The sequence below is a fragment of the Dyella sp. KRB-257 genome (genome assembly GCF_049445995.1).
In the GTDB taxonomy this organism is placed as follows: Bacteria; Pseudomonadota; Gammaproteobacteria; order Xanthomonadales; family Rhodanobacteraceae; genus Dyella_A.
In genome coordinates this window covers 60,869-78,778 of sequence record NZ_JBMSDZ010000015.1, presented here as the reverse complement: position 1 = coordinate 78,778, position 17,910 = coordinate 60,869, and the positions used below count along the sequence as shown (strand labels likewise).

Below are 17,910 nucleotides of genomic sequence, written 5' to 3'. Positions count from 1 at the left end.
TGACCTCGGCGATCAGCGGGTAGTGCGCCGAATGGAGAAAGAACGCCAGGCCGCCGAACCGGGCGATGGCCGCCCCGGTGCGGCGCTACGCCCACTGCTGGAAACAGCCCCAGCAGGCGGGCACGCCGAGCAGCCGCATCGAACGGGTGGCGGCGGTGAGCAGCTCGGGGCGATGCACCCTGAGATCAATGAACAGCGGCGCCACCGTGCGCAGCGTGACCACCGCCAGATAGGCGCCCAGCAGCCATCAGCTCGTGGTGCGCCCGATATGCAGCGGTATGCGCTGGATGCGCAAAAATCCGCCCAGATAAAAGAAAAACACCACGTCGGTACGGAAGAAAATCAGCAGGTCGCTGCCGACGATCCACGCCACGCCGAGAAGCGCCATGCCGAGGTACGGCGTGTACTTGAGCGACAGCCAGAGCAGCGGGCTGACCAGCGCGGTAACGAACAGATCGCGCACGAACCAGAACTGAAAGCCCACCGGATGGGCAGTGATGCCGAAGATAGCGTTGACGAAATCCATCGCGCTGGCGTTGCCGAGCCGGATGTTCATCTGGCCCAGCAGCGCATACGCCGGGTCCCATGCAAACACCAGCGCCAGCACGGCCAGGTACAGCACGTTCCACGACACCAAACCTCGCTCAAGGCGATCGGGCGGCTCCTCTCACTGCGGGGTGCTTTGCGCCACGGACTGCCACTGGATAGCGGTTATTTTCCACTGTTTTCCATGCTGCTTGAGCGTGAGCAACTCGCGGCTGCTCACGGTGCTCGGCTTTTCCTTGGCGCTGCTTACGATGGTGCTTTCAGTGCCGACCATGGCGGTGTCGCCCATCGCCATCGAGGCCTGCGACACCGGCGTCACGGTGGCGGATTTCAAATAGGCGATGTCACTGCTCAGATGATCGGAGGCGTACGCCTCGCGCGACTGCGTCTGGCCGCTTTCGCTGATGGTTGCCGCCGGTGATAGCAAAGCCAGTACCGCATCGCGATCGCCACGCTGCAACGCCTGCTGGAACGACTTCGCCACGGCCTCGGCCTCCGGCGCCGCGCCGGGCTTCATGCCATCGAACGAAAGCGGCGCAACGGCGGTCGGTGCAGCAGCGGCATGATGGTCATCCGCGTCAGCGGCGGCGCCCTCGCCATGGCCGTGGTTGTGGCCGCCATCGCCGTCCATGTCCATGTCTTCATCCGGCGGTGCCCGGGCGACGATCTCCTTGTATTGTGCCGCCGTCATGTCCGGCAGCTTCTGCAGGAACGCGACCATGCTCCAGATCGCCCGGTCATCGTGGCTGAAACCCCAGGCCGGCATCGCACTCATCTTGATGCCGTGCTTGATTACCCAGAAGGCGTCCTTCGGATCGACCCGTTCCTGCGCCAGGTTGGGCGGCTGCGGGTACAGCCCGGGGCGAATCTCGGAATCGGTTTGACCGGGTGTGAGATGACATTGGGTGCACATGGCCGCGTACTGGCCGGCACCTTTGAGAATCAGTTGGGGGTCCTCCAGGTCGGGCACGTTGATGCCTTGCGAGCGCACATGGATCGAGCGCTCGCGCAAGGTCTGCAAGGCCGAATGGACGAGCTTGGTGTGGGGATCGTCGGCGCCGATGTCGTAGAGGCCGGAGTAGACGAATGCGCCGGCACCCAGCGCGAGAGCTGCCAGAACCGCGACAACGGTGATGCTGTGGTGCTTGATGTGTTTTTTCATGATGGATTCCCACCTCAGAACCAGATGCGCATGCCCGCGACGAGCTGCGGGTCGAAGACCGGTTGATGCTCGCGCCGCGCGTAATCGGCGGTGGCACCGAAGCGCCGCACCCAGTTCACGCCGATGTACGGGGCGAATTCGCGGCGGATCTCGTAGCGCAGGCGCAGGCCCAGCGACGCATCCGATACGCCGGCACCGATCCGGCGTGCCGGATCGGCCTTGCCGTAGGCGTTGAGCTCGAATTCCGGGGTGAGGATCAGCCGCTGGGTGAACAGCACCTCGTAGCTGGCGCGAAAGCGCGCGGCGGTTCGACCCGATTGCCCGACGTAGGCCGTGGCTTCCACGTCGAAAAAGTACGGCGCCAGTCCCTCCACGCCGAAGGCGGCCCAGCTTCGTCCGGGACCTACGCCGATATCCCGTCGGATGCCCAGCTGGGTCGACCAGTAGGTCGCCATCAGGTGGTTCCACAGCACTTCGGCACTGCCGTCCTCCACGCGTCCCCCGCTGCGCTCGCCTTCGCTGCGCAGCCACAGCTTGTCGTTGTCGCCGCCGTACCAGCCCTGCAGCTCCCAGGCCTGGCCGTTGGCTTCGCGCCCGTGCACGGCCTCGAGCTTGTCCAGCAGCAGTCGGCCCACTCTCGGTGGCTGCATGTCCATGCCCGGCATGTCGCCGTAGCCGACGCCGTCGGAATAGTCGGGGCTGCGCGCATCCGGCGGTGCCTTGCCGCCCTGCATGGCACCCATCGCCATGCCGGACCTGCCGTGCGCGGACGAGTCGCCGGACGTCCCGGACACCGGTGACTGGGCCGGGGCACGCTTGCCCTGGGCATGGTTCGCATGGTCCATCCCGGGCATCGCACCGTGCTCCATGCCGGCCATGCCGCCGTCCTTCGCGGCATGACTGGCCGCTGCCGCGGCCTTCGTGCTGGATGCGGCGGCCGGCATCGGCATGTCACCCATGTTCATGCCATCCATGTCCATCGCCTCCATCGGCCGGGCCACCGTGCCGGATGCAGCAGGCGCCGATTGCGCGGCGACCGGCAGCGCCGCCGCGCCACCGGCAGCGAGCACGATGCCGAGCGCCAGGCGAAGCGGCTGTCGCCACGTGTTGGCCCGGCTCATGACACCACCACTTCGCGGAACATGCCCGCTTCCATGTGATAGAGCATGTGACAGTGGTAGGCCCAGCGCCCCACTGCATCGGCGGTCACGCCATAACTCACTCGCTGCGCGGGCTGCACATTGATGGTGTGCTTGCGCACCTGGAACGCGCCGACGGGATTTTCCAGCTCGCTCCACATGCCGTGCAGGTGGATCGGGTGGGGCATCATGGTGTCGTTGACCAGCACCACGCGCAGCCGCTCGCCGGCGCGAAAGTGCACCGGCGTGGCATCGGCGAACGGCACCCCGTCGAACGACCACATGTAGCGCGCCATGTTGCCGGTGAGGTGCAGCTCGATCTCGCGGCCGGGCTCGCGCCGGTCGATCGGGCCGCCGATCGTGTGCAGGTCGGCATAGGTCAGCACCCGTCGGCCGTTGTCGCGCAGGCCCACGCCCGGGTCGTCCAGGTTGGTGCGCGGCATGTCCACGCGCATGTCCACGCCCGGGCCGTACTCGGTACGGGCGTGATGCACGGCTGGCGCCCTGCCGCCGCCCATCTCCATGCCCGACATCCCATCCATCTCCATGCCCGGCATGCCGCCGTCGTGGCCGGAGTGACCGCGGTTGCCCATCGCCATGGCGCCCATCATGTCGACCATCGCCAGGCGCGCGCGCGGGTCCATCGCCGGCACCTCGGCCTGCATGCCCGGTCGCGGCGCCAGCGTGCCGCGGGCATGGCCGGTGCGGTCGATCGACTGCGCGAACACGGTGTAGGCACGGTCTTCCTGCGGCTCCACCAGCACGTCATAGACCTCGGCCACACCGATGCGGAACTCGTCCACCGGCACCGGCTCGACATCCTGGCCGTCGGCGGCGATCACGGTCATCTTCAGGCCGGGGATGCGCACGTCGAAATAGGTCATCGACGAGCCGTTGATGAAGCGCAGGCGGACCCGCTCGCCGGGCCGGAACAGGCCGCACCAGTTGCCGTTCGGCGTGGTGCCGTTCATCAGGTAGGTATAGGTGTAGCCCGAGACGTCACTCAGATCGCTCGGGCTCATGCGCATGGTGTTCCACATCTTGCGCCTGGCCAGCGCCGCCTGCAGGCCCATGCGGCGCACGTCGCGGAAAAATTCCGGCGCGGTCGGCTCGGCGAAGTTGTAATAGTCGCTCTGGCGCTTGAGCGTGGCGAAGATGTGCTCCGGGTCGTCATCGCTCCAGTCGTTGAGCATCACCACGTAGTCGCGGTCGGCACGATGGCGCTCGCCGTCCGCCGGCTCCACCACGATCGCGCCGTACAGCCCGGTCTGCTCCTGGAAGCGCGAGTGCGAGTGGTACCAGTAGGTGCCGCTCTGGCGCACCGGAAAGCGGTAGGTGAAGGTTTCGCCCGGCGCGATGCCGGGGAAGCTGATGCCGGGCACGCCGTCCATCTGGAACGGCAGCAGGATGCCGTGCCAGTGGATCGAGCTGGGCACCGCCAGCCGGTTGGTCACGCGCAACGTCACCGTGTCGCCCTCGCGCCAGCGCAGGACCGGACCGGGAACGCTGCCGTTGACGGTGGTCGCGATACGCCGCGCACCGGTGAAATCGACGGCGGTATCGCCGATGGTCAGGTCGAACGTGTCGCCGCGCAGCTGCGGCATCGACGAGGCCGCCATCGCCGGGGCAGTGGCGCCCCATACCCGGCCGGGCGCCAGCAGCCCGAGACCGACCGCCGTACCGCCGGCCGCCAGGCCGAGCACGAAGTGACGGCGCGAACGGTCCACGCCATCGGGCGGAAAGAAGACATTCACGAGAGGACTCCATCTGCGATCCGCGGCCGCCATCGGCAGCGCTCCGGGGATCGTGAAAACCGGCGTCGCGGGCGAACCGGCTGGCTCGCCCACGGCGTGCTCACTGCAGGTGGATCAGGTCGACGGCGGCCGCAGGGGTGGCGTGAAAGCCATGGCGGGCGCACGTTGCGGACGCACGCGCCCGAACCTCGCAAACGCCGCGGGAAGCGACGGCAGGCCAAGCCTGGCGACGGGAAGCATGCTGGCGCACATGGACGCACACGTGCAGCCATGTGTCGGGGTGCCGCCCGCATGGCCGCCGCAGCAACTGTCCGCCATCGCCGCATGGTCGGCATGGACGGACGCGCCGTGCGCCGGCTCGGCACCGTGGAGCATCCGGGCGATGGCCGATCCGCCCGGCGGCGGCACCGGCGGCGCGGCCGCCGCAAAAGCCTGCGCGACCAGCGCGAACCACGCCAGCCACGCCAGGGCCCGGAGGCGGCGTGAACGGAGCAGGGAGCGGAGCGCGCGCAATGTCATCGGTGCACCTTAAGCCGGCGACGCGGCCGGCTCAACCCTGGAGCAGGGTCCATGCGCCCCACGGGCCAGCCGGCTTGCCGCGGTACGGCAAGCACGGGCTGGCTCCAATGGACGTCAGGCCGTGGGGACGGGCGGCAGGGTTACGGCTTGCTGAAGCCCATGTGCACGGTGATCTTGTCGCCGGCCTTGAGGGTCTTCATGGCCGCCGGCGGAAAATGCAGCTTGAGCGCCATGCCGCCGGCATCGACCTCGACGATGCCGGTGCCGGCGTCGGCATCGGTGACGGTGGCCGGCATCTTGTGCATGCCCATCACGTTGCCCATGTGGTGCATGCCCTTCATGCGATCCATCTTGTCCATGTGCTGCATGCCGCCCATCGGCGCGGTGGCCGGCGGCGTGGTGTCCTGCGGCGTGGTGTCCTGGGCGAGTGCGGCGCCGGTGCCCAGGGCAAGGACGAGCAGGGAAGCGGTAAGCGTACGGATCATGGCGTTCTCCTGAGGGAAGATCGGGGGTACCGCCCGCGCACCCTAGTCCCCGCCATGTTCAGATTCCCTGAAGACCGCGCGAGCTCGCAGCGACGATCAGTGACCGCCCGCCGCCGGCCCCGGCTTGGCCCCGAACGGCGGCCTGGCCAGCCAGATCACCACGATCAGGCCCAGGAAGATCCAGCCCAGCACATGGAACACCTCGTTGAACGAGATCTGGTAGCCCTGCTGGGTGATCATCTGGTTGATGCTGGCCGCGGCCAAGGTGGTGTCGCCGTGGCCGATCTGCTGCAGCGCCGCCTGCGCGGTGGGGTTGTACGGGGTGATCTGCTCGGCCAGCTGGGCGTGATGGGTGACCGCGCGGCGGTCCCACATGAAGGTGGTGAGCGAGGCGGCGAAGCTGCCGCCCAACGTGCGCAGGAAGGTGGCCAGACCCGAGCCCGCCGCAATCTCGTTCTGCTGCAGGTCCGACAGCAGGATCGACAGCACCGGCATGAAGAACAGCGCCACGCCCAGGCCCTGCAGCAGCTGCACCATCGCCACGTGGTAGAAATCGATCTCCAGGTAGAAGTCCGACCGCATGAAGCAGGTCGTGCCCATCACCAGGAAGGCGGCGCTGGCCAGCAGGCGCAAATCCATACGACCGGCGTACTTGCCCACGATGAAGGTGAGCAGCACCGGGATGATGCCCAGGGGCGCAGTGGCATAACCGGCCCAGGTGGAGGTGTAGCCGAGGTTGCGCTGCAGCCACAGCGGCACCATCAGCCCGATCGAGAAGAACGCCGCGTAGGCCAGCACCAGCGCCAGCGTGCCCGCACTGAAGTTGCGGTGACGGAACAGCTTGAGGTTGACGATCGGGTCCTTGTCGGTGAGCTCCCAGATCAGGAACACCGCCAGCGCCACCGCCGAGATGATGCTGGTGATCACGATGAACTGCGAGTTGAACCAGTCCTCGTCGTTGCCCTTGTCCAGCACCACCTGCAGCGCGCCGACACCGATGATCAGGGTGACCAGGCCGACGTAGTCGATCTTCGGCCGCTCGGTCTGCTCCTCGCGCTCCTTCAACTGCGCGCCCACCACCATCGAGGCGAAGATGCCGATCGGCACGTTGATGAAGAAGATCCACGGCCACGAGTAGTTGTCGGTGATCAGGCCGCCGAGGATCGGGCCGGCGATCGGCGCCACCACCGTCACCATCGACAACAGCGCCAGCGCCATGCCGCGCTTGGCCGGCGGGTAGATCGAGATCAGCAGGCTCTGCGTGATCGGATACATCGGCCCAGCCACCGCGCCCTGGATCGCGCGGAACACGATCAGCATGCCCATGCTTTGCGAGATGCCGCACAGGAACGAGGTGAGCGCGAACAGCAGGGTCGACCAGATGAACAGCTTCACCTCGCCGAAGCGGCGGGTGAGGAAGCCGGTCAGCGGCAGCGAGATCGCCATGCTGACGGCGAACGAGGTAATCACCCAGGTGCTCTGGTTGGAGCTCACGCCGAGGCTGCCGGCGATAGTCGGCAGCGACACGTTGGCGATCGTCGTGTCCAGCACCTGCATGAAGGTCGCCAGCGACAGGCCGACCGTGGTCAGCGCCAGATTGGGTGGACGGAAGGCTGTGGTCATCGGACTCAATCAATAAGGTAGGAGCGCACCCTGTGCGCGAATGCTCTTGCTCCTGATCGACATCAAAGCGAAAAGCATTCGCGCACCCAGGTGCGCTCCTACGGATTATTTGCCGCGCGCCATGTTGGCGTGGATGATCTGCGCAATGAGGCCGTCGGCCTGCGCCAGCTGCTTGTCGTAGACGTCGGTGTTGAGCACCGGCGCCGTCGGCGACTGCCGGGCGAGCATTGGGCCGTTCTGGTTGTGCAGGCTCACCTCCACGTTGCTGGACAGGCCGATGCGCAGCGGATGCGCGTCGAGCTGCTTCGGCTCGGTGAACACGATGCGCACCGGCACGCGCTGCACGATCTTGATCCAGTTGCCGGTGGCGTTCTGCGCCGGCAGCAGCGAGAACGCGCTGCCGGTGCCCACGCCCAGGCTCTGCACCTTGCCCTTGAAGGTGACGTCGCCGCCGTACATGTCCACGTCCACGTCCACCGGCTGGCCGATGCGCATGTGGGTGAGCTGGGTTTCCTTGAAGTTGGCGTCGATCCACACCTGGTGCAGCGGCACCACCGCCATCATCGCCATGCCGGGCGCCACGCGCTGGCCCAACTGCACCGAGCGCTTGGCGACGTAGCCGTCCACCGGCGCCACGATCGTGGTGCGCAGGTCGTCCAGGTAGGCCGCGCGCAACTTGGCCGCAGCCATCTGGACGTCCGGATGCGAGGCGACCACGGTGTCGTCGACCAGCACCTTGGTGGTCTGGTACTGCTGCTCGGCGGTGGTCAGGGCGCTCTGCAATGAGGCCAGCTCGTCGCGGGCGTGCGCCAGCTCCTCGGCGGAGATGGCGCCGCTCTTGGCCAGATTCCTGCGGCGCTCATAGTCGGCACGGGCCTTCTCCACCGCCACCTGGCGCGCAGCCACGTCGGCCTGGGCGCCGGCGGCGCTGCTGTACAGGCCACGCACCTTGCGCACGGTGTTGGCCAGGTTGGCCTTGGCTTCGGCCAGTGCGACCTCCGCATCGCTCTTGTCCAGACGCACCAGCACGTCGCCGGCATGTACCCGGTCGCCGTCGTCGGCACCGATGCTCACCACCGTGCCCGACAGCTGCGGGGTGATCTGCACCACGTTGCCGTCGACGTAGGCGTCATCGGTGCTCTCGTACCAGCGGCCGTCGAGGAAGTACCACGCGGTCCAGGCGATGGCCGCGAGCACCAGCACCGCGCCGAGCAGGCGCAGGAAGAAGCCGCGGCGGCTGTTGACCGGCTTGGCCGGCTTGGCCGGCGCGCCGGCCTGGGGGTCGGCCGGGTTGGAAGGTTGGCTGGACATGGTCAGGCCTCAGGAATGATCGGAAAGGGAGGAGGAATGGAGGGCCGGCGCAGCCGGCGGCACGGCATCGGCATTGCGCGGCCGGTAGCCGCCGCCGAGCGCGGCGAGCAATTGCACCGAAAGGTCGACCTGCTGCGCCTTCAGCGCGGCCAGGCCCTGCTCGGCCTGCAGCAGCTGCCGACGCACGACAAGCGCCTCGAGGTAGCTGCCCACGCCGGCGTGATAGCGCTGGCTGGCCAGATCCCAGGCCTGCCGCGCGGCATCGAGCGCGCGCTGCTGGGCGCCGATCTGGGTGGCGAGCGAGCTCAGGCCGGAGAGGTCGTCGGCGACTTCGTTCACCGCGGCGACCAGGGTCTGGTTGTACTGCGCCACCGCCAGATCGTAGGCGGCGTCCCTGCTGTCGAGATTGGCGCGCAGGCGGCCGCCGTCGTAGATCGGCAGGCTCAGCGTGGGACCGAGCTGGTAGAACCGCGCCGGCAGCTGGAACAGGTTGGTACCGCCGGTGGCCAGCACGCCGGCCAGCGCACCGATGCTGAGGTTGGGCAGGAACTCGGTCTTCGCCGCCTTGATGTCCTTCTGCGCCGCTTCGACGCGCCAGCGTGCGGCGACCAGGTCCGGGCGATGGCCGATCAGCTCGGCCGGGAGGTTCGCCGGCACCGCCACCGCGGTCGGCTGCAGCACCGCCGGCCGGCCGATCGCCAGGCCGCGATCCGGGCCCTTGCCAAGCAGCACCGACAGCGCCGAGCGGGCGCTATCCACGGCGCGGTCGGCCACCGCCTGATCGCGCTGGGCCTGCGCCACCTCGGTGTCGGCCTGCTTGAGCTGCAGCGTGCTGTCCACGCCCGCGTCGACGCGCTGGCGGGTCAGCTGGCGGGCGGTGCTGGCGCGCTGGAACTCGGCGTCGGCGACATCCTTCTGGGCGAACGCGTAGCCGAGCTGCGCATAGGCGCGCGCCACGTTGGCGGACAGCTCGATGCGCGCGGCACGCGCTTCGATGTCGGCCGCCTTGGCCTGGCCCACCGCCGCTTCCCACGTGGCCTTCTTGCCGCCCCACAGGTCCAGCCCCCAGTTGAAGCTGGCGTAGGCGTATTTGGCATTGACGAAGTGACCGCCGCCCACGCTGGCGGGCAGTACGGTGGTCGGCAGGCGCGCGCCGGACACAGCAGCTCCGGCATTCACGCTGGGGCCACGCGCGGCGTTGGCGCTGCCCACTTCGGCCTGGGCGGCGCGGGCGCGGGCGTCGGCTACGGCCAGGCTCGGGTTGTCGCGCAGCGCCTCGCTGATCAGCGCGTCGAGCCGGGGGTCGCCCAGCGCGGTCCACCAGTCCTCGCTCGGCCAGTTGGCCTCGGCCGCGTGCAGGCGGGCCAGGCTCTGCGCGGTGGCGAGCGCGGACGGATCGGTCGGCGTGCCGCTGGTGTGCAGGCCGCCGCTGCTGGCGCAACCGGCCAAGGCCAGGGCGAGCCCGATGCCCGCGGCGAAGGTATGCAGACGCATGGTCATGATCTCTGGGAAAAGGGGGTCAAGCAGGAGCAGGATATCGGCGGAGGCGGGGATGTCAGGACTTGACGCGCAGCGCGTGCAGCACGCGCTCCAGATAATCGTGCAGTTGTTCGCGTTCGGCCTGGCTCAGCGAGCGCTGGGTCGCTTCGAGCACGCGGTCGTTGCAGTCGCTGAGCTGCTGCCACAGCGCGTTGCCGGCGTCGGTCAGCTCGATGCGCAGCGCGCGGCGGTCCTGCTCGTGCGGCGTGCGGCGCAGGAGGCCCTTGGCTTCGAGTTGGTCCAGCTGGCGGGTCATCGCGCCGCCGTCCAGCTCCACCGAGCGGGCCAGTTCGCTGGCGCTCATCGGTCCGAGCCGGGCCAGCCGCTTGAGGATCAGGAACTGGGTGAAGCGCAGGTCGATGTGCTGGACGGCCAGCTCGGCCTCCATCGCGCGGACGATCTCCGAGCGGACCAGGCCGAGCAGCACGCCAAGGCTTTCGGCGGGGCCCTTGGGGATGGGCGTGGCGGGGGTGGCAGCATTCATGGCCGCGCATTCTATTGCCTTAGGTTTATTTGTCAAGGCAAATATCTAGATCGCAGCCTTTGTGCAGGCAAAATCTTGCGGCCTTCCAGCCGGACCGGCAAAAGAGGGGCCTGCCCCGGACCGCAACTTGCCGGCGCCACTGACGGCATAGGGATGACAAACGCGCCGGCAGTCGGCAAACTCTTTCAATACTTATTTCACTTAAATATGAATCAAGCCATCGCAACCCTTCCGCTCCAGCATCAGCGCGCCCAGGACACCGCCCGGCTGCTGCAGGCGCTGGCCCATCCGTCCCGCTTGCTGGTGCTGTGTCGCCTGTTCCGTCACGGCGAGACCAGCGCCGGAGAGCTGTCGACGCAACTGGGCATTGCGCCGTCCGCGTTGTCGCAGCACCTGTCGCGCATGCGCGACGAGGGCCTGGTGGAACAGCGACGACAGGCGCGCCAGCTGTTCTACCGGCTGGGCAGCGAGGCCTCCGGCCAGCTGCCCGCGCTGCTCACCAGCCTGTGTGCCGAGGTTCCGGCTCTGGCGCAAGCGCCAGGGGGCGATCCGATGAAACCCGCCACGCTGGCCGCCGTGCTCGGCCTCGCCTTGACCGGCGCGGGCGCCATGCCGACCGACGGCTTCTGGATCACGCCCACCATCGAGGGCGCCGGGCGGATCCATCCGCTGCCGCAGGCGCATTACCAACCCGATCCCAGGGCCTCCTGCAAGGTGGTTTTCAGCCTCGCCGGCGCGGGCAAGCCCGACCAGCTCAATCCGGGCCTGCAGCGGCTCGCGCGCAGCGTGAATCTGTACACCGGCGCGGACGTGCCGCTGGAGCATCTGCACTTCGTCGCGGTGGCCTCCGGCGCCGCCACGCCGCTGGCGCTGGACGACGCGCATTACCGCACCGCGTTCGGCCAGGACAACCCCAACCTGCCGCTGATCGCCCGGTTGCGCGAGGCCGGGGTGGACGTGGCGGTGTGCGGGCAGGCGGTGGCCGAGCACGGCTACCCGTACGAGGCGATCGACCGCCATGTCACGCTGGCCCTGTCCGCGTTGACCACCATCGCCGACTTGCAGCGTCAGGGCTATGCCCTGATGCCGCTGTAGCAGCCGCGTGTTCGGCAGCCGCAGGGAGAACGCACGATGAACCGTCGATGGAGTGTCGTGGCCGCATGCGCACTGGCCGCCGCCCTGGCCGCGCCGGCGGCACACGCGCTGGACGCGGCGCAGCTCGCCAGCCAAGGCAACGGCAAGGGCGCACCACCGTGCCTGGACTGCCACGGCATCGACGGCGGCGGCCAGGTGGCCGACGGCTTTCCGCGGCTGGCTGCGCTGGACGCGGTCTATCTGCGCCGCCAGCTGGACAGCTTTGCCGACGGCAGCCGCGACGATCCGGTGATGAAACCGATCGCCACGGCGCTCTCCAGCGAGGAACGCCAGGCGCTGGCCGAGTACTACAGCCAGCTGCCGCTGCCGGCCGCGCTGGCCAGGCCGGCCACGCCGTCGCCCGCGCCGGATAGCCGCGGCGCGCTGCTGGCCACCCGCGGTCGCTGGAGCCGCCAGGTGCCGGCCTGCGAGCAATGCCACGGACCGGGTGGCGTGGGCGTGGGCGCGGCGTTCCCGCCGCTGGCCGGGCAGCCGGCCGCGTACCTCGCCGCCCAGCTCAAGGCCTGGCAGCAGGGCCGCCGGCACAACGACCCGCTGGCGCTGATGCAGCACATCAGCACCGCGCTGGACGAAGAAGACGTCAACGCGGTGGCGGCATGGTTCGCCGCGCAACCGCTGGACCATGCGGAGACCACGCCATGACGCGCCATCGACTCCTGCTCCCGGCGATGACGGCGGTGCTGCTGGCCGCCTGTCAGCCCTCGTCCCCCGCCAGCGACGCGGGGCCGGCCACACCGGCCTCCACACCGGCCGCGCCTGCGCACACCGCGTCGACGGCGAAGCCACTCGTGCCGACGCCCGCCACCGCCTTCACGCCGCCGCCGGAGTCGGCGATCCCCGAAGGCCCGTTCGGCGACATGGTGCGCGAGGGGCGCGCGCTGTTCGTGCACACCGCGCAGAAGGCGCCGGCCTATGTCGGCAACGGGCTGGCCTGCACCAACTGCCATCTGGACGCCGGACGCCTGCCGAACTCGGCGCCGCTGTGGGGCGCCTACGGCAGGTATCCGGCCTACCGCAGCAAGAACAGGCACGTGAACAGCTTCGGCGAGCGCCTGCAGGACTGCTTCAGGTACAGCATGAACGGCAAGGCGCCGCCGCTGGACAGCCGCGAGATGCTGGCGCTGGAGACTTATGCCTTCTGGCTGTCCAGCGGCGCGCCGATCGGCGTGAAACTGGACGGCGCAGGCTATCCCAAGCAGGGCTTCAAGCCGCCGCAGCCACCGGACTACGCGCGCGGCGCGGCGGTGTTCCAGCGCGACTGCGCGCTGTGCCACGGCAGCGACGGCCAGGGCCAGAAGGTGGCCGGGCGCTACGTGTTCCCGCCGCTGTGGGGTCCAGACTCGTTCAACTGGGGCGCCGGCATGCACGAGCTGGACAACGCCGCCGCCTTCATCAAGGCCAACATGCCGCAGAGCCGCGGCAACACGCTGAGCGACCAGGACGCGTGGGACGTGGCGATGTACATGGATGCCCACGAACGCCCGCAGGACCCGCGCTTCACCGGCGACCTCGCGCAGACGCGCAGGGATTTCCACGACACGCCGATGTCGCTCTACGGCACCACCGTCAAGGGCCACCTGCTGGGCGCCCGGCCGGCCAGGCGCCGGGGTGCGCGATGACTGCTTTCGCCCTGCTCCGGCGCGCGGCGACGGCGATCGCTTCGGTTTTCCTCGCACTGGCCGTGGCCGCCGGCGCGCATGCCGTCGACACGCCGGCGGGCACGACCACGGTGGGCGGCACGGTGTTTTTCGACGCGTACCCGTGGTCGGGCTATCGCCATGTCGACCAGCAGCTGCTGAGGCGGCTGCACTACGCGGCCTCGGCGGACTGGGGCGTGCACGCGCCGGGGGCGCAATATTTCCGCGCAGTGGACTGGAACCAGGTGCGCAGCCCGAAGGGCAATCGCGCCAGCGGCTGGTCGGCATGAACTTCGGACCCTGGGCGCTCGCCACCGGACCGCTCGCCCTGCTCGCCGGCGTGGTGGTGGCACTGGCGGTGGACGCACGCGGGCACCGGCGCGGCATGCCGCGCGTGGAAGGCACGCTGTGGTGGCTGCTCGCCGCCGGCGTGCTGGTCGCGCGGCTGGCGCACGTCGTCCGCTGGTGGCCGGAGTACGCCCGCGAGCCGGGCAGCCTGATCGATCCGCGCGTGGGCGGCTTCGTGCCATGGGCCGGCGCGCTCGCCGTGCTGGCCGCTGCCGGCGTGGTGGCCGCGCGACACCCGGCGCGGCGCCGCCCGCTCGTCCTCACGCTGGCGGCGGGCGGCCTCGCCTGGGGGCTGGTCAGCCTCACCGCACTGCGGTTGGAACAGGCCACCCACCTGCCCCTGCCCACGCTGGCGCTGGCGGATCTGCACGGCCGCAGCGTGGCGATCGGCACGCTGGCCGGCCAGCCGCTGGTGATCAACGTCTGGGCCACCTGGTGCGGGCCGTGCCAACGCGAACTGCCGATGCTGGTGCAGGCGCAGAAGCGCCGGCCCGACGTGCGCTTCGTATTTGTCGACGCCGGCGAATCGGCCGACGCCGTGCAGCGGTTTCTTGCCGGGCAGCAGCTGACGCCGCGGCACGTGCTGCTCGACAGCAGCGGCGCGTTCGGCGCCCACTACAACGTGCGCGGCTATCCGACGACGCTGTTCATCGACACGCACGGCCGGCTGCGCGACACCCATCTGGGCGAGCTGTCGGCGGCCACCCTGGCCGAGTCCCTGCAACGCATCGCAGCCACCCCCACCGCAACCGGAGAATCCCCTTGAACCGTTGGCTTGCCTGCCTCCTGACCCTGGCCATGATCGGCTGCACCCCCGCCAGCGAGGCGCCGCTGCCGCCGCCGGTGCAGGCGCTGACCGCCAAGGGCATCACCATCAAGGGCCCGCTGAAGGCGCCGGACGGCTACCGCGGCTTCGTCGGCGAGTACCGCGGTCGTGCGCTGCCGGTCTACCTGCTGCCGGACGGCGAGCACACGCTGATCGGCTCGCTGTACGACCGCGCCGGCAACGACCTCACCAGCGACAGCATGGCAGTGGCCGCGGCCCCGGCGCTGGACGACGCCACCTGGGCCGCGCTCGGCAGGACGCGCTACATCGCCGAGGGCGCCAGCCACCCGCGCCGCATCGTCTACGTGTTCACCGACACCGAGTGCCCGTACTGCCACAAGCTGTGGGCCGCCACCCAGCCGCTGCTGGCCGGCGGCGACGTGCAGGTGCGGCACATCCTGGTGGCGGTGATCTCGCCGACCAGCCCGTATCGGGCCGCGGCGATCCTGGGCGCGGCCGATCCGCTGGCCGCCCTGCGCCAGCACGAACAGAGCTTCGGCCGCAGCACCGTGGCGCCGGCCAAGACGCTGGCGCCCACGGTCGAGGCGGCGCTGGTGGCCAACGGCGAACTGATGGACAAGCTCGGCGTGCAGGGCACGCCGGCCACGGTGTACCGCGACGCCGACGGCAGCATCCACATGGCCGCCGGCATGCTGCCGAACGCGCAGCTGAAGGCGATCTTCGGCCCGCGCTGAGCCGGCTGGGCAGATTCGCCGATGCGCCAGGCGGGGCTTGCGTCGCGTGGGGCTTGCGTCGGAGATGGTGCCATCTAATATATTCGCATCTTTGAATATATGAACCGGACACCATGCATCACTACCTCTCGTCCCTGCTCGGCGGCGTCCTGATCGGTGGCGCCGCGGCGCTGCTGATGGCCGGCCTGGGCCGGATCACCGGCATCAGCGGCATCGCCAGCGGCGTGTTCATCGGCCATCGCGGCGACCGCGGCTGGCGCGTGGCCTTTGTCATCGGCCTGATCGCCGGGCCGCTGCTGCTGAGCCTGTTCGGCCAGGACAACGGCATCGGCGCGCCGCAGGTGAGCCTGCCGCTGATGGCGCTGGCCGGCCTGCTGGTGGGCGTGGGTACGCGGCTGGGCAGCGGTTGCACCAGCGGTCACGGTGTGTGCGGCATCGCCTGCCTGTCGCCGCGTTCACTGCTGGCCACCGGCGTGTTCATGGCGTTCGGTATCGCCACGGTATTTGTCCTGCGTCACCTGCTCGGAGTGGCCTGACCATGAAAATCGCCATCGCCCTCGTGGCCGGTCTGGTGTTCGGCCTCGGCCTGAGCCTGGGCGGCATGACCCAGCCGGCCGTGGTGCTGGGCTTCCTCGATCTGTTCGGCGCCTGGAATCCGCGCCTGATCTTCGTGATGGGCGGCGCCGTGCTGACCACCGCGATCGGCTACCGGCTGGTGTTCCGCCGCGGCCGGCCGCTGTTCGAGCCGAGCTTCCAGCTGCCCGCGGCGCGCACCTTCGACGCGCGACTGGTTGGCGGCGCGGCGCTGTTCGGCATCGGCTGGGGCATCGCCGGCTACTGCCCGGGTCCGGCGCTGGCCTCGCTGTCGGCCGCCACGCCTGCGCTGGGCGTGCTGATCGCCACGATGCTCGCCGGCTGGTGGCTGGCGGCCAGGATTCCCGCGGCGCGCGGCTGAACGCGCGCCCTCAAGCGAACAAGCGAAGGAGATCACGATGCAACAGCCCCAGGTCAAAGCATTCTTCGACGAGCCCAGCAACACCTTCAGCTACGTCGTCGCCGACCCGGCCACCGGGCGCGCGGCGGTGCTCGACAGCGTGCTCGACTACGACCCCGCTTCCGGCCGCACCCGCCACGATTCGGCCGACGCCATCGTCGCCTGGGTGCGCGGGCACGGCCTCGGCGTGGACTGGGTGATCGACACCCACGTGCATGCCGACCACCTTTCCGCCGCGCCGTATATCCAGCAGCAACTGGGCGGCAGGCTGGGCATCGGCGAGCACATCCGCACCGTGCAGCACACCTTCGGCAAGCTGTTCAACGCAGGCAGTGAATTCGCCCGCGACGGCAGCCAGTTCGACCACCTGTTCAGCGACGGCGAGCACTACCGCGTGGGCAACATCGAGGCGGTGGCGATCCACACGCCCGGCCACACGCCGGCGTGCATGACCCACGTGATCGGCGATGCGGCGTTCGTCGGCGACACGCTGTTCATGCCCGACTACGGCACCGCCCGCTGCGACTTCCCCGGCGGCGACGCGGCCACGCTGTACCGCTCGATCCAGAAGATCTACGCGCTGCCGGAGTCCACCCGCATCTTCCTGTGCCACGACTACAAGGCACCGGATCGCGACGAATACGTCTGCCAAACCACCGTGGGCGAAGAGAAGCGCGGCAACCTGCACGTGCGCGACGGCGTCACCGAGGCGGACTTCGTGGCCATGCGCACCGCGCGCGACGCCACGCTGGCGATGCCCAGGCTGATCCTGCCCTCGGTGCAGATCAACATGCGCGCCGGCCACAAGCCGCCGCCGGAGGCCAACGGCGTGAGCTATCTGAAGATCCCGCTCGACGCGCTCTGATTCCACTCGCTCCGCGCCGTACCTGCTTCCCGCGAGGAATTGACCATGACCTCCATCAAGCGCCTCACCGACACGCTCAGCGTGGCCCCGCAGATCAGCGAGGCCGACCTCGCCACGCTGGCCGCGCAGGGCTACCGCAGCGTGATCAACAACCGCCCCGACGACGAGGAACCCGACCAGCCCGCCAGCCGCGCACTGGCCCAGGCCGCCCGTGCGGGCGGCCTCGCGTATCGCCACATCCCGGTGGTATCGGGCCAGGTGCAGGACGCGCAGGCGCGGGCTTTCGCACAGGCGCTCGCCGAGCTGCCGGCGCCGATACTGGCGTTCTGCCGCACCGGCACCCGCTCGACCATGCTGTGGGCGCTGCAGGCCACAGCGTCGCTGGACGACCAGGCGATCCTGGCGCGCGCCGCGTCGGCCGGCTACGACCTCACCACATTCGCATCGCGCCTGCATGCGTTCAGGCGGCCATGATGCCCGGCCGCCCGACCAGCCTCGCCGCGTCGCACGCGGCACCCCCGATCGAGCGCCTGCACGCGCGCGCCGACGAGGCGATCGCCGTGCTCAAGGCGATGGCCAGCCACAACCGGCTGATGCTGCTGTGCCAGCTGATTGCGGGCGAGCGCTCGGTGGGCGAGCTGGCGCAGGCGCTGGGGCTGGCGCAGAGCGTGGTCTCGCAGCATCTCTCGCTGCTGCGCCGCGACGGCGTGGTGAGCGGCCGGCGCAAGGCCCAGTCGATCTACTACCACATCAGCGACGAACGTGTGCAGGCGCTGATGCAGACCCTGTTCGACCAGTTCTGCCACGACTGACCGCGAGAACCGCGCC

General features: G+C 69.5%; 22 protein-coding genes. 11 read left to right on the top strand and 11 right to left on the bottom strand.

Annotation, left to right across the window (positions count from 1 at the left end; translation table 11 throughout):
* Nucleotides 1-85: 85 nt before the first annotated feature.
* From ACO2Q2_RS12460 to ACO2Q2_RS12410, 11 genes are all read right to left on the bottom strand, one after another.
* Nucleotides 86-223 (bottom strand): hypothetical protein, encoded by a 138-nt coding sequence (locus ACO2Q2_RS12460; RefSeq protein WP_423256104.1) that lies wholly within the window; start codon nucleotides 221-223, stop codon nucleotides 86-88.
* Between the two features lie 24 nt (nucleotides 224-247).
* On the bottom strand, nucleotides 248-634 hold the full coding sequence (locus ACO2Q2_RS12455) for a hypothetical protein (protein ID WP_423256103.1): 387 nt from the start codon (nucleotides 632-634) through the stop codon (nucleotides 248-250).
* Nucleotides 635-667: 33 nt separating this feature from the next.
* Entirely contained in the window at nucleotides 668-1,708 is a 1,041-nt protein-coding gene (locus ACO2Q2_RS12450) for a c-type cytochrome (protein ID WP_423256102.1), read from the bottom strand.
* 14 nt (nucleotides 1,709-1,722) lie between these two features.
* Nucleotides 1,723-2,829 (bottom strand): copper resistance protein B, encoded by a 1,107-nt coding sequence (locus ACO2Q2_RS12445; RefSeq protein WP_423256101.1) that lies wholly within the window; start codon nucleotides 2,827-2,829, stop codon nucleotides 1,723-1,725.
* The gene (locus ACO2Q2_RS12440; protein WP_423256100.1) at nucleotides 2,826-4,601 is read right to left on the bottom strand and encodes a copper resistance system multicopper oxidase; all 1,776 of its coding nucleotides are present in this window, start codon (nucleotides 4,599-4,601) and stop codon (nucleotides 2,826-2,828) included. Before ACO2Q2_RS12440 ends, ACO2Q2_RS12445 begins: the two co-directional genes overlap by 4 nt.
* A 114-nt stretch (nucleotides 4,602-4,715) precedes the next feature.
* The gene (locus ACO2Q2_RS12435) at nucleotides 4,716-5,120 is read right to left on the bottom strand and encodes a hypothetical protein (RefSeq protein ID WP_423256099.1); all 405 of its coding nucleotides are present in this window, start codon (nucleotides 5,118-5,120) and stop codon (nucleotides 4,716-4,718) included.
* 140 nt (nucleotides 5,121-5,260) lie between these two features.
* Nucleotides 5,261-5,605 carry a hypothetical protein gene (locus ACO2Q2_RS12430; protein WP_423256098.1) on the bottom strand — a complete coding sequence of 115 codons (345 nt, stop codon included), beginning with the start codon at nucleotides 5,603-5,605 and terminating at the stop codon, nucleotides 5,261-5,263.
* 96 nt (nucleotides 5,606-5,701) lie between these two features.
* Complete coding sequence (locus tag ACO2Q2_RS12425) at nucleotides 5,702-7,228, bottom strand: DHA2 family efflux MFS transporter permease subunit (RefSeq protein WP_423256097.1); 1,527 nt, start codon at nucleotides 7,226-7,228, stop codon at nucleotides 5,702-5,704.
* A gap of 105 nt (nucleotides 7,229-7,333) precedes the next feature.
* Entirely contained in the window at nucleotides 7,334-8,539 is a 1,206-nt protein-coding gene (locus ACO2Q2_RS12420; RefSeq protein WP_423256096.1) for an efflux RND transporter periplasmic adaptor subunit, read from the bottom strand.
* A gap of 9 nt (nucleotides 8,540-8,548) precedes the next feature.
* Nucleotides 8,549-10,033, bottom strand: a complete 1,485-nt coding sequence (locus ACO2Q2_RS12415; protein ID WP_423256095.1) for an efflux transporter outer membrane subunit — start codon at nucleotides 10,031-10,033, stop codon at nucleotides 8,549-8,551.
* Nucleotides 10,034-10,094: 61 nt separating this feature from the next.
* Nucleotides 10,095-10,466 carry a MarR family winged helix-turn-helix transcriptional regulator gene (locus ACO2Q2_RS12410; RefSeq protein WP_423256115.1) on the bottom strand — a complete coding sequence of 124 codons (372 nt, stop codon included), beginning with the start codon at nucleotides 10,464-10,466 and terminating at the stop codon, nucleotides 10,095-10,097.
* Nucleotides 10,467-10,769: 303 nt separating this feature from the next.
* Here ACO2Q2_RS12410 and ACO2Q2_RS12405 point away from each other — a divergent pair, with 303 nt between their 5' ends.
* The 11 genes from ACO2Q2_RS12405 to ACO2Q2_RS12355 all read left to right on the top strand — a co-directional run bounded on the left by ACO2Q2_RS12405 (nucleotide 10,770) and on the right by ACO2Q2_RS12355 (nucleotide 17,894).
* Nucleotides 10,770-11,657, top strand: a complete 888-nt coding sequence (locus ACO2Q2_RS12405; RefSeq protein ID WP_423256094.1) for a metalloregulator ArsR/SmtB family transcription factor — start codon at nucleotides 10,770-10,772, stop codon at nucleotides 11,655-11,657.
* 36 nt (nucleotides 11,658-11,693) lie between these two features.
* Entirely contained in the window at nucleotides 11,694-12,359 is a 666-nt protein-coding gene (locus ACO2Q2_RS12400) for a c-type cytochrome (RefSeq protein ID WP_423256093.1), read from the top strand.
* A complete protein-coding gene (locus ACO2Q2_RS12395; RefSeq protein WP_423256092.1) occupies nucleotides 12,356-13,336 on the top strand; it encodes a c-type cytochrome in 981 nt (326 codons plus the stop codon). Before ACO2Q2_RS12400 ends, ACO2Q2_RS12395 begins: the two co-directional genes overlap by 4 nt.
* Nucleotides 13,333-13,644 (top strand): hypothetical protein, encoded by a 312-nt coding sequence (locus ACO2Q2_RS12390; protein WP_423256091.1) that lies wholly within the window; start codon nucleotides 13,333-13,335, stop codon nucleotides 13,642-13,644. The genes ACO2Q2_RS12395 and ACO2Q2_RS12390 overlap by 4 nt, the downstream gene beginning before the upstream one ends.
* Nucleotides 13,641-14,468, top strand: coding sequence for a prolipoprotein diacylglyceryl transferase family protein (locus tag ACO2Q2_RS12385; RefSeq protein ID WP_423256090.1), 828 nt, complete (start codon nucleotides 13,641-13,643; stop codon nucleotides 14,466-14,468). The genes ACO2Q2_RS12390 and ACO2Q2_RS12385 overlap by 4 nt, the downstream gene beginning before the upstream one ends.
* Nucleotides 14,465-15,223 carry a thiol:disulfide interchange protein DsbG gene (dsbG, locus tag ACO2Q2_RS12380; RefSeq protein WP_423256089.1) on the top strand — a complete coding sequence of 253 codons (759 nt, stop codon included), beginning with the start codon at nucleotides 14,465-14,467 and terminating at the stop codon, nucleotides 15,221-15,223. Before ACO2Q2_RS12385 ends, dsbG begins: the two co-directional genes overlap by 4 nt.
* Before the next feature lie 113 nt (nucleotides 15,224-15,336).
* On the top strand, nucleotides 15,337-15,759 hold the full coding sequence (locus ACO2Q2_RS12375) for a YeeE/YedE family protein (RefSeq protein ID WP_423256088.1): 423 nt from the start codon (nucleotides 15,337-15,339) through the stop codon (nucleotides 15,757-15,759).
* 2 nt (nucleotides 15,760-15,761) lie between these two features.
* Nucleotides 15,762-16,178, top strand: a complete 417-nt coding sequence (locus tag ACO2Q2_RS12370) for a DUF6691 family protein (protein ID WP_423256087.1) — start codon at nucleotides 15,762-15,764, stop codon at nucleotides 16,176-16,178.
* Nucleotides 16,179-16,215: 37 nt separating this feature from the next.
* On the top strand, nucleotides 16,216-17,082 hold the full coding sequence (locus ACO2Q2_RS12365) for an MBL fold metallo-hydrolase (RefSeq protein ID WP_423256086.1): 867 nt from the start codon (nucleotides 16,216-16,218) through the stop codon (nucleotides 17,080-17,082).
* A 45-nt stretch (nucleotides 17,083-17,127) separates the two neighbouring features.
* Nucleotides 17,128-17,556, top strand: coding sequence for a TIGR01244 family sulfur transferase (locus ACO2Q2_RS12360; protein WP_423256085.1), 429 nt, complete (start codon nucleotides 17,128-17,130; stop codon nucleotides 17,554-17,556).
* Entirely contained in the window at nucleotides 17,556-17,894 is a 339-nt protein-coding gene (locus tag ACO2Q2_RS12355; RefSeq protein ID WP_423256084.1) for an ArsR/SmtB family transcription factor, read from the top strand. Before ACO2Q2_RS12360 ends, ACO2Q2_RS12355 begins: the two co-directional genes overlap by 1 nt.
* Nucleotides 17,895-17,910: the final 16 nt, after the last annotated feature.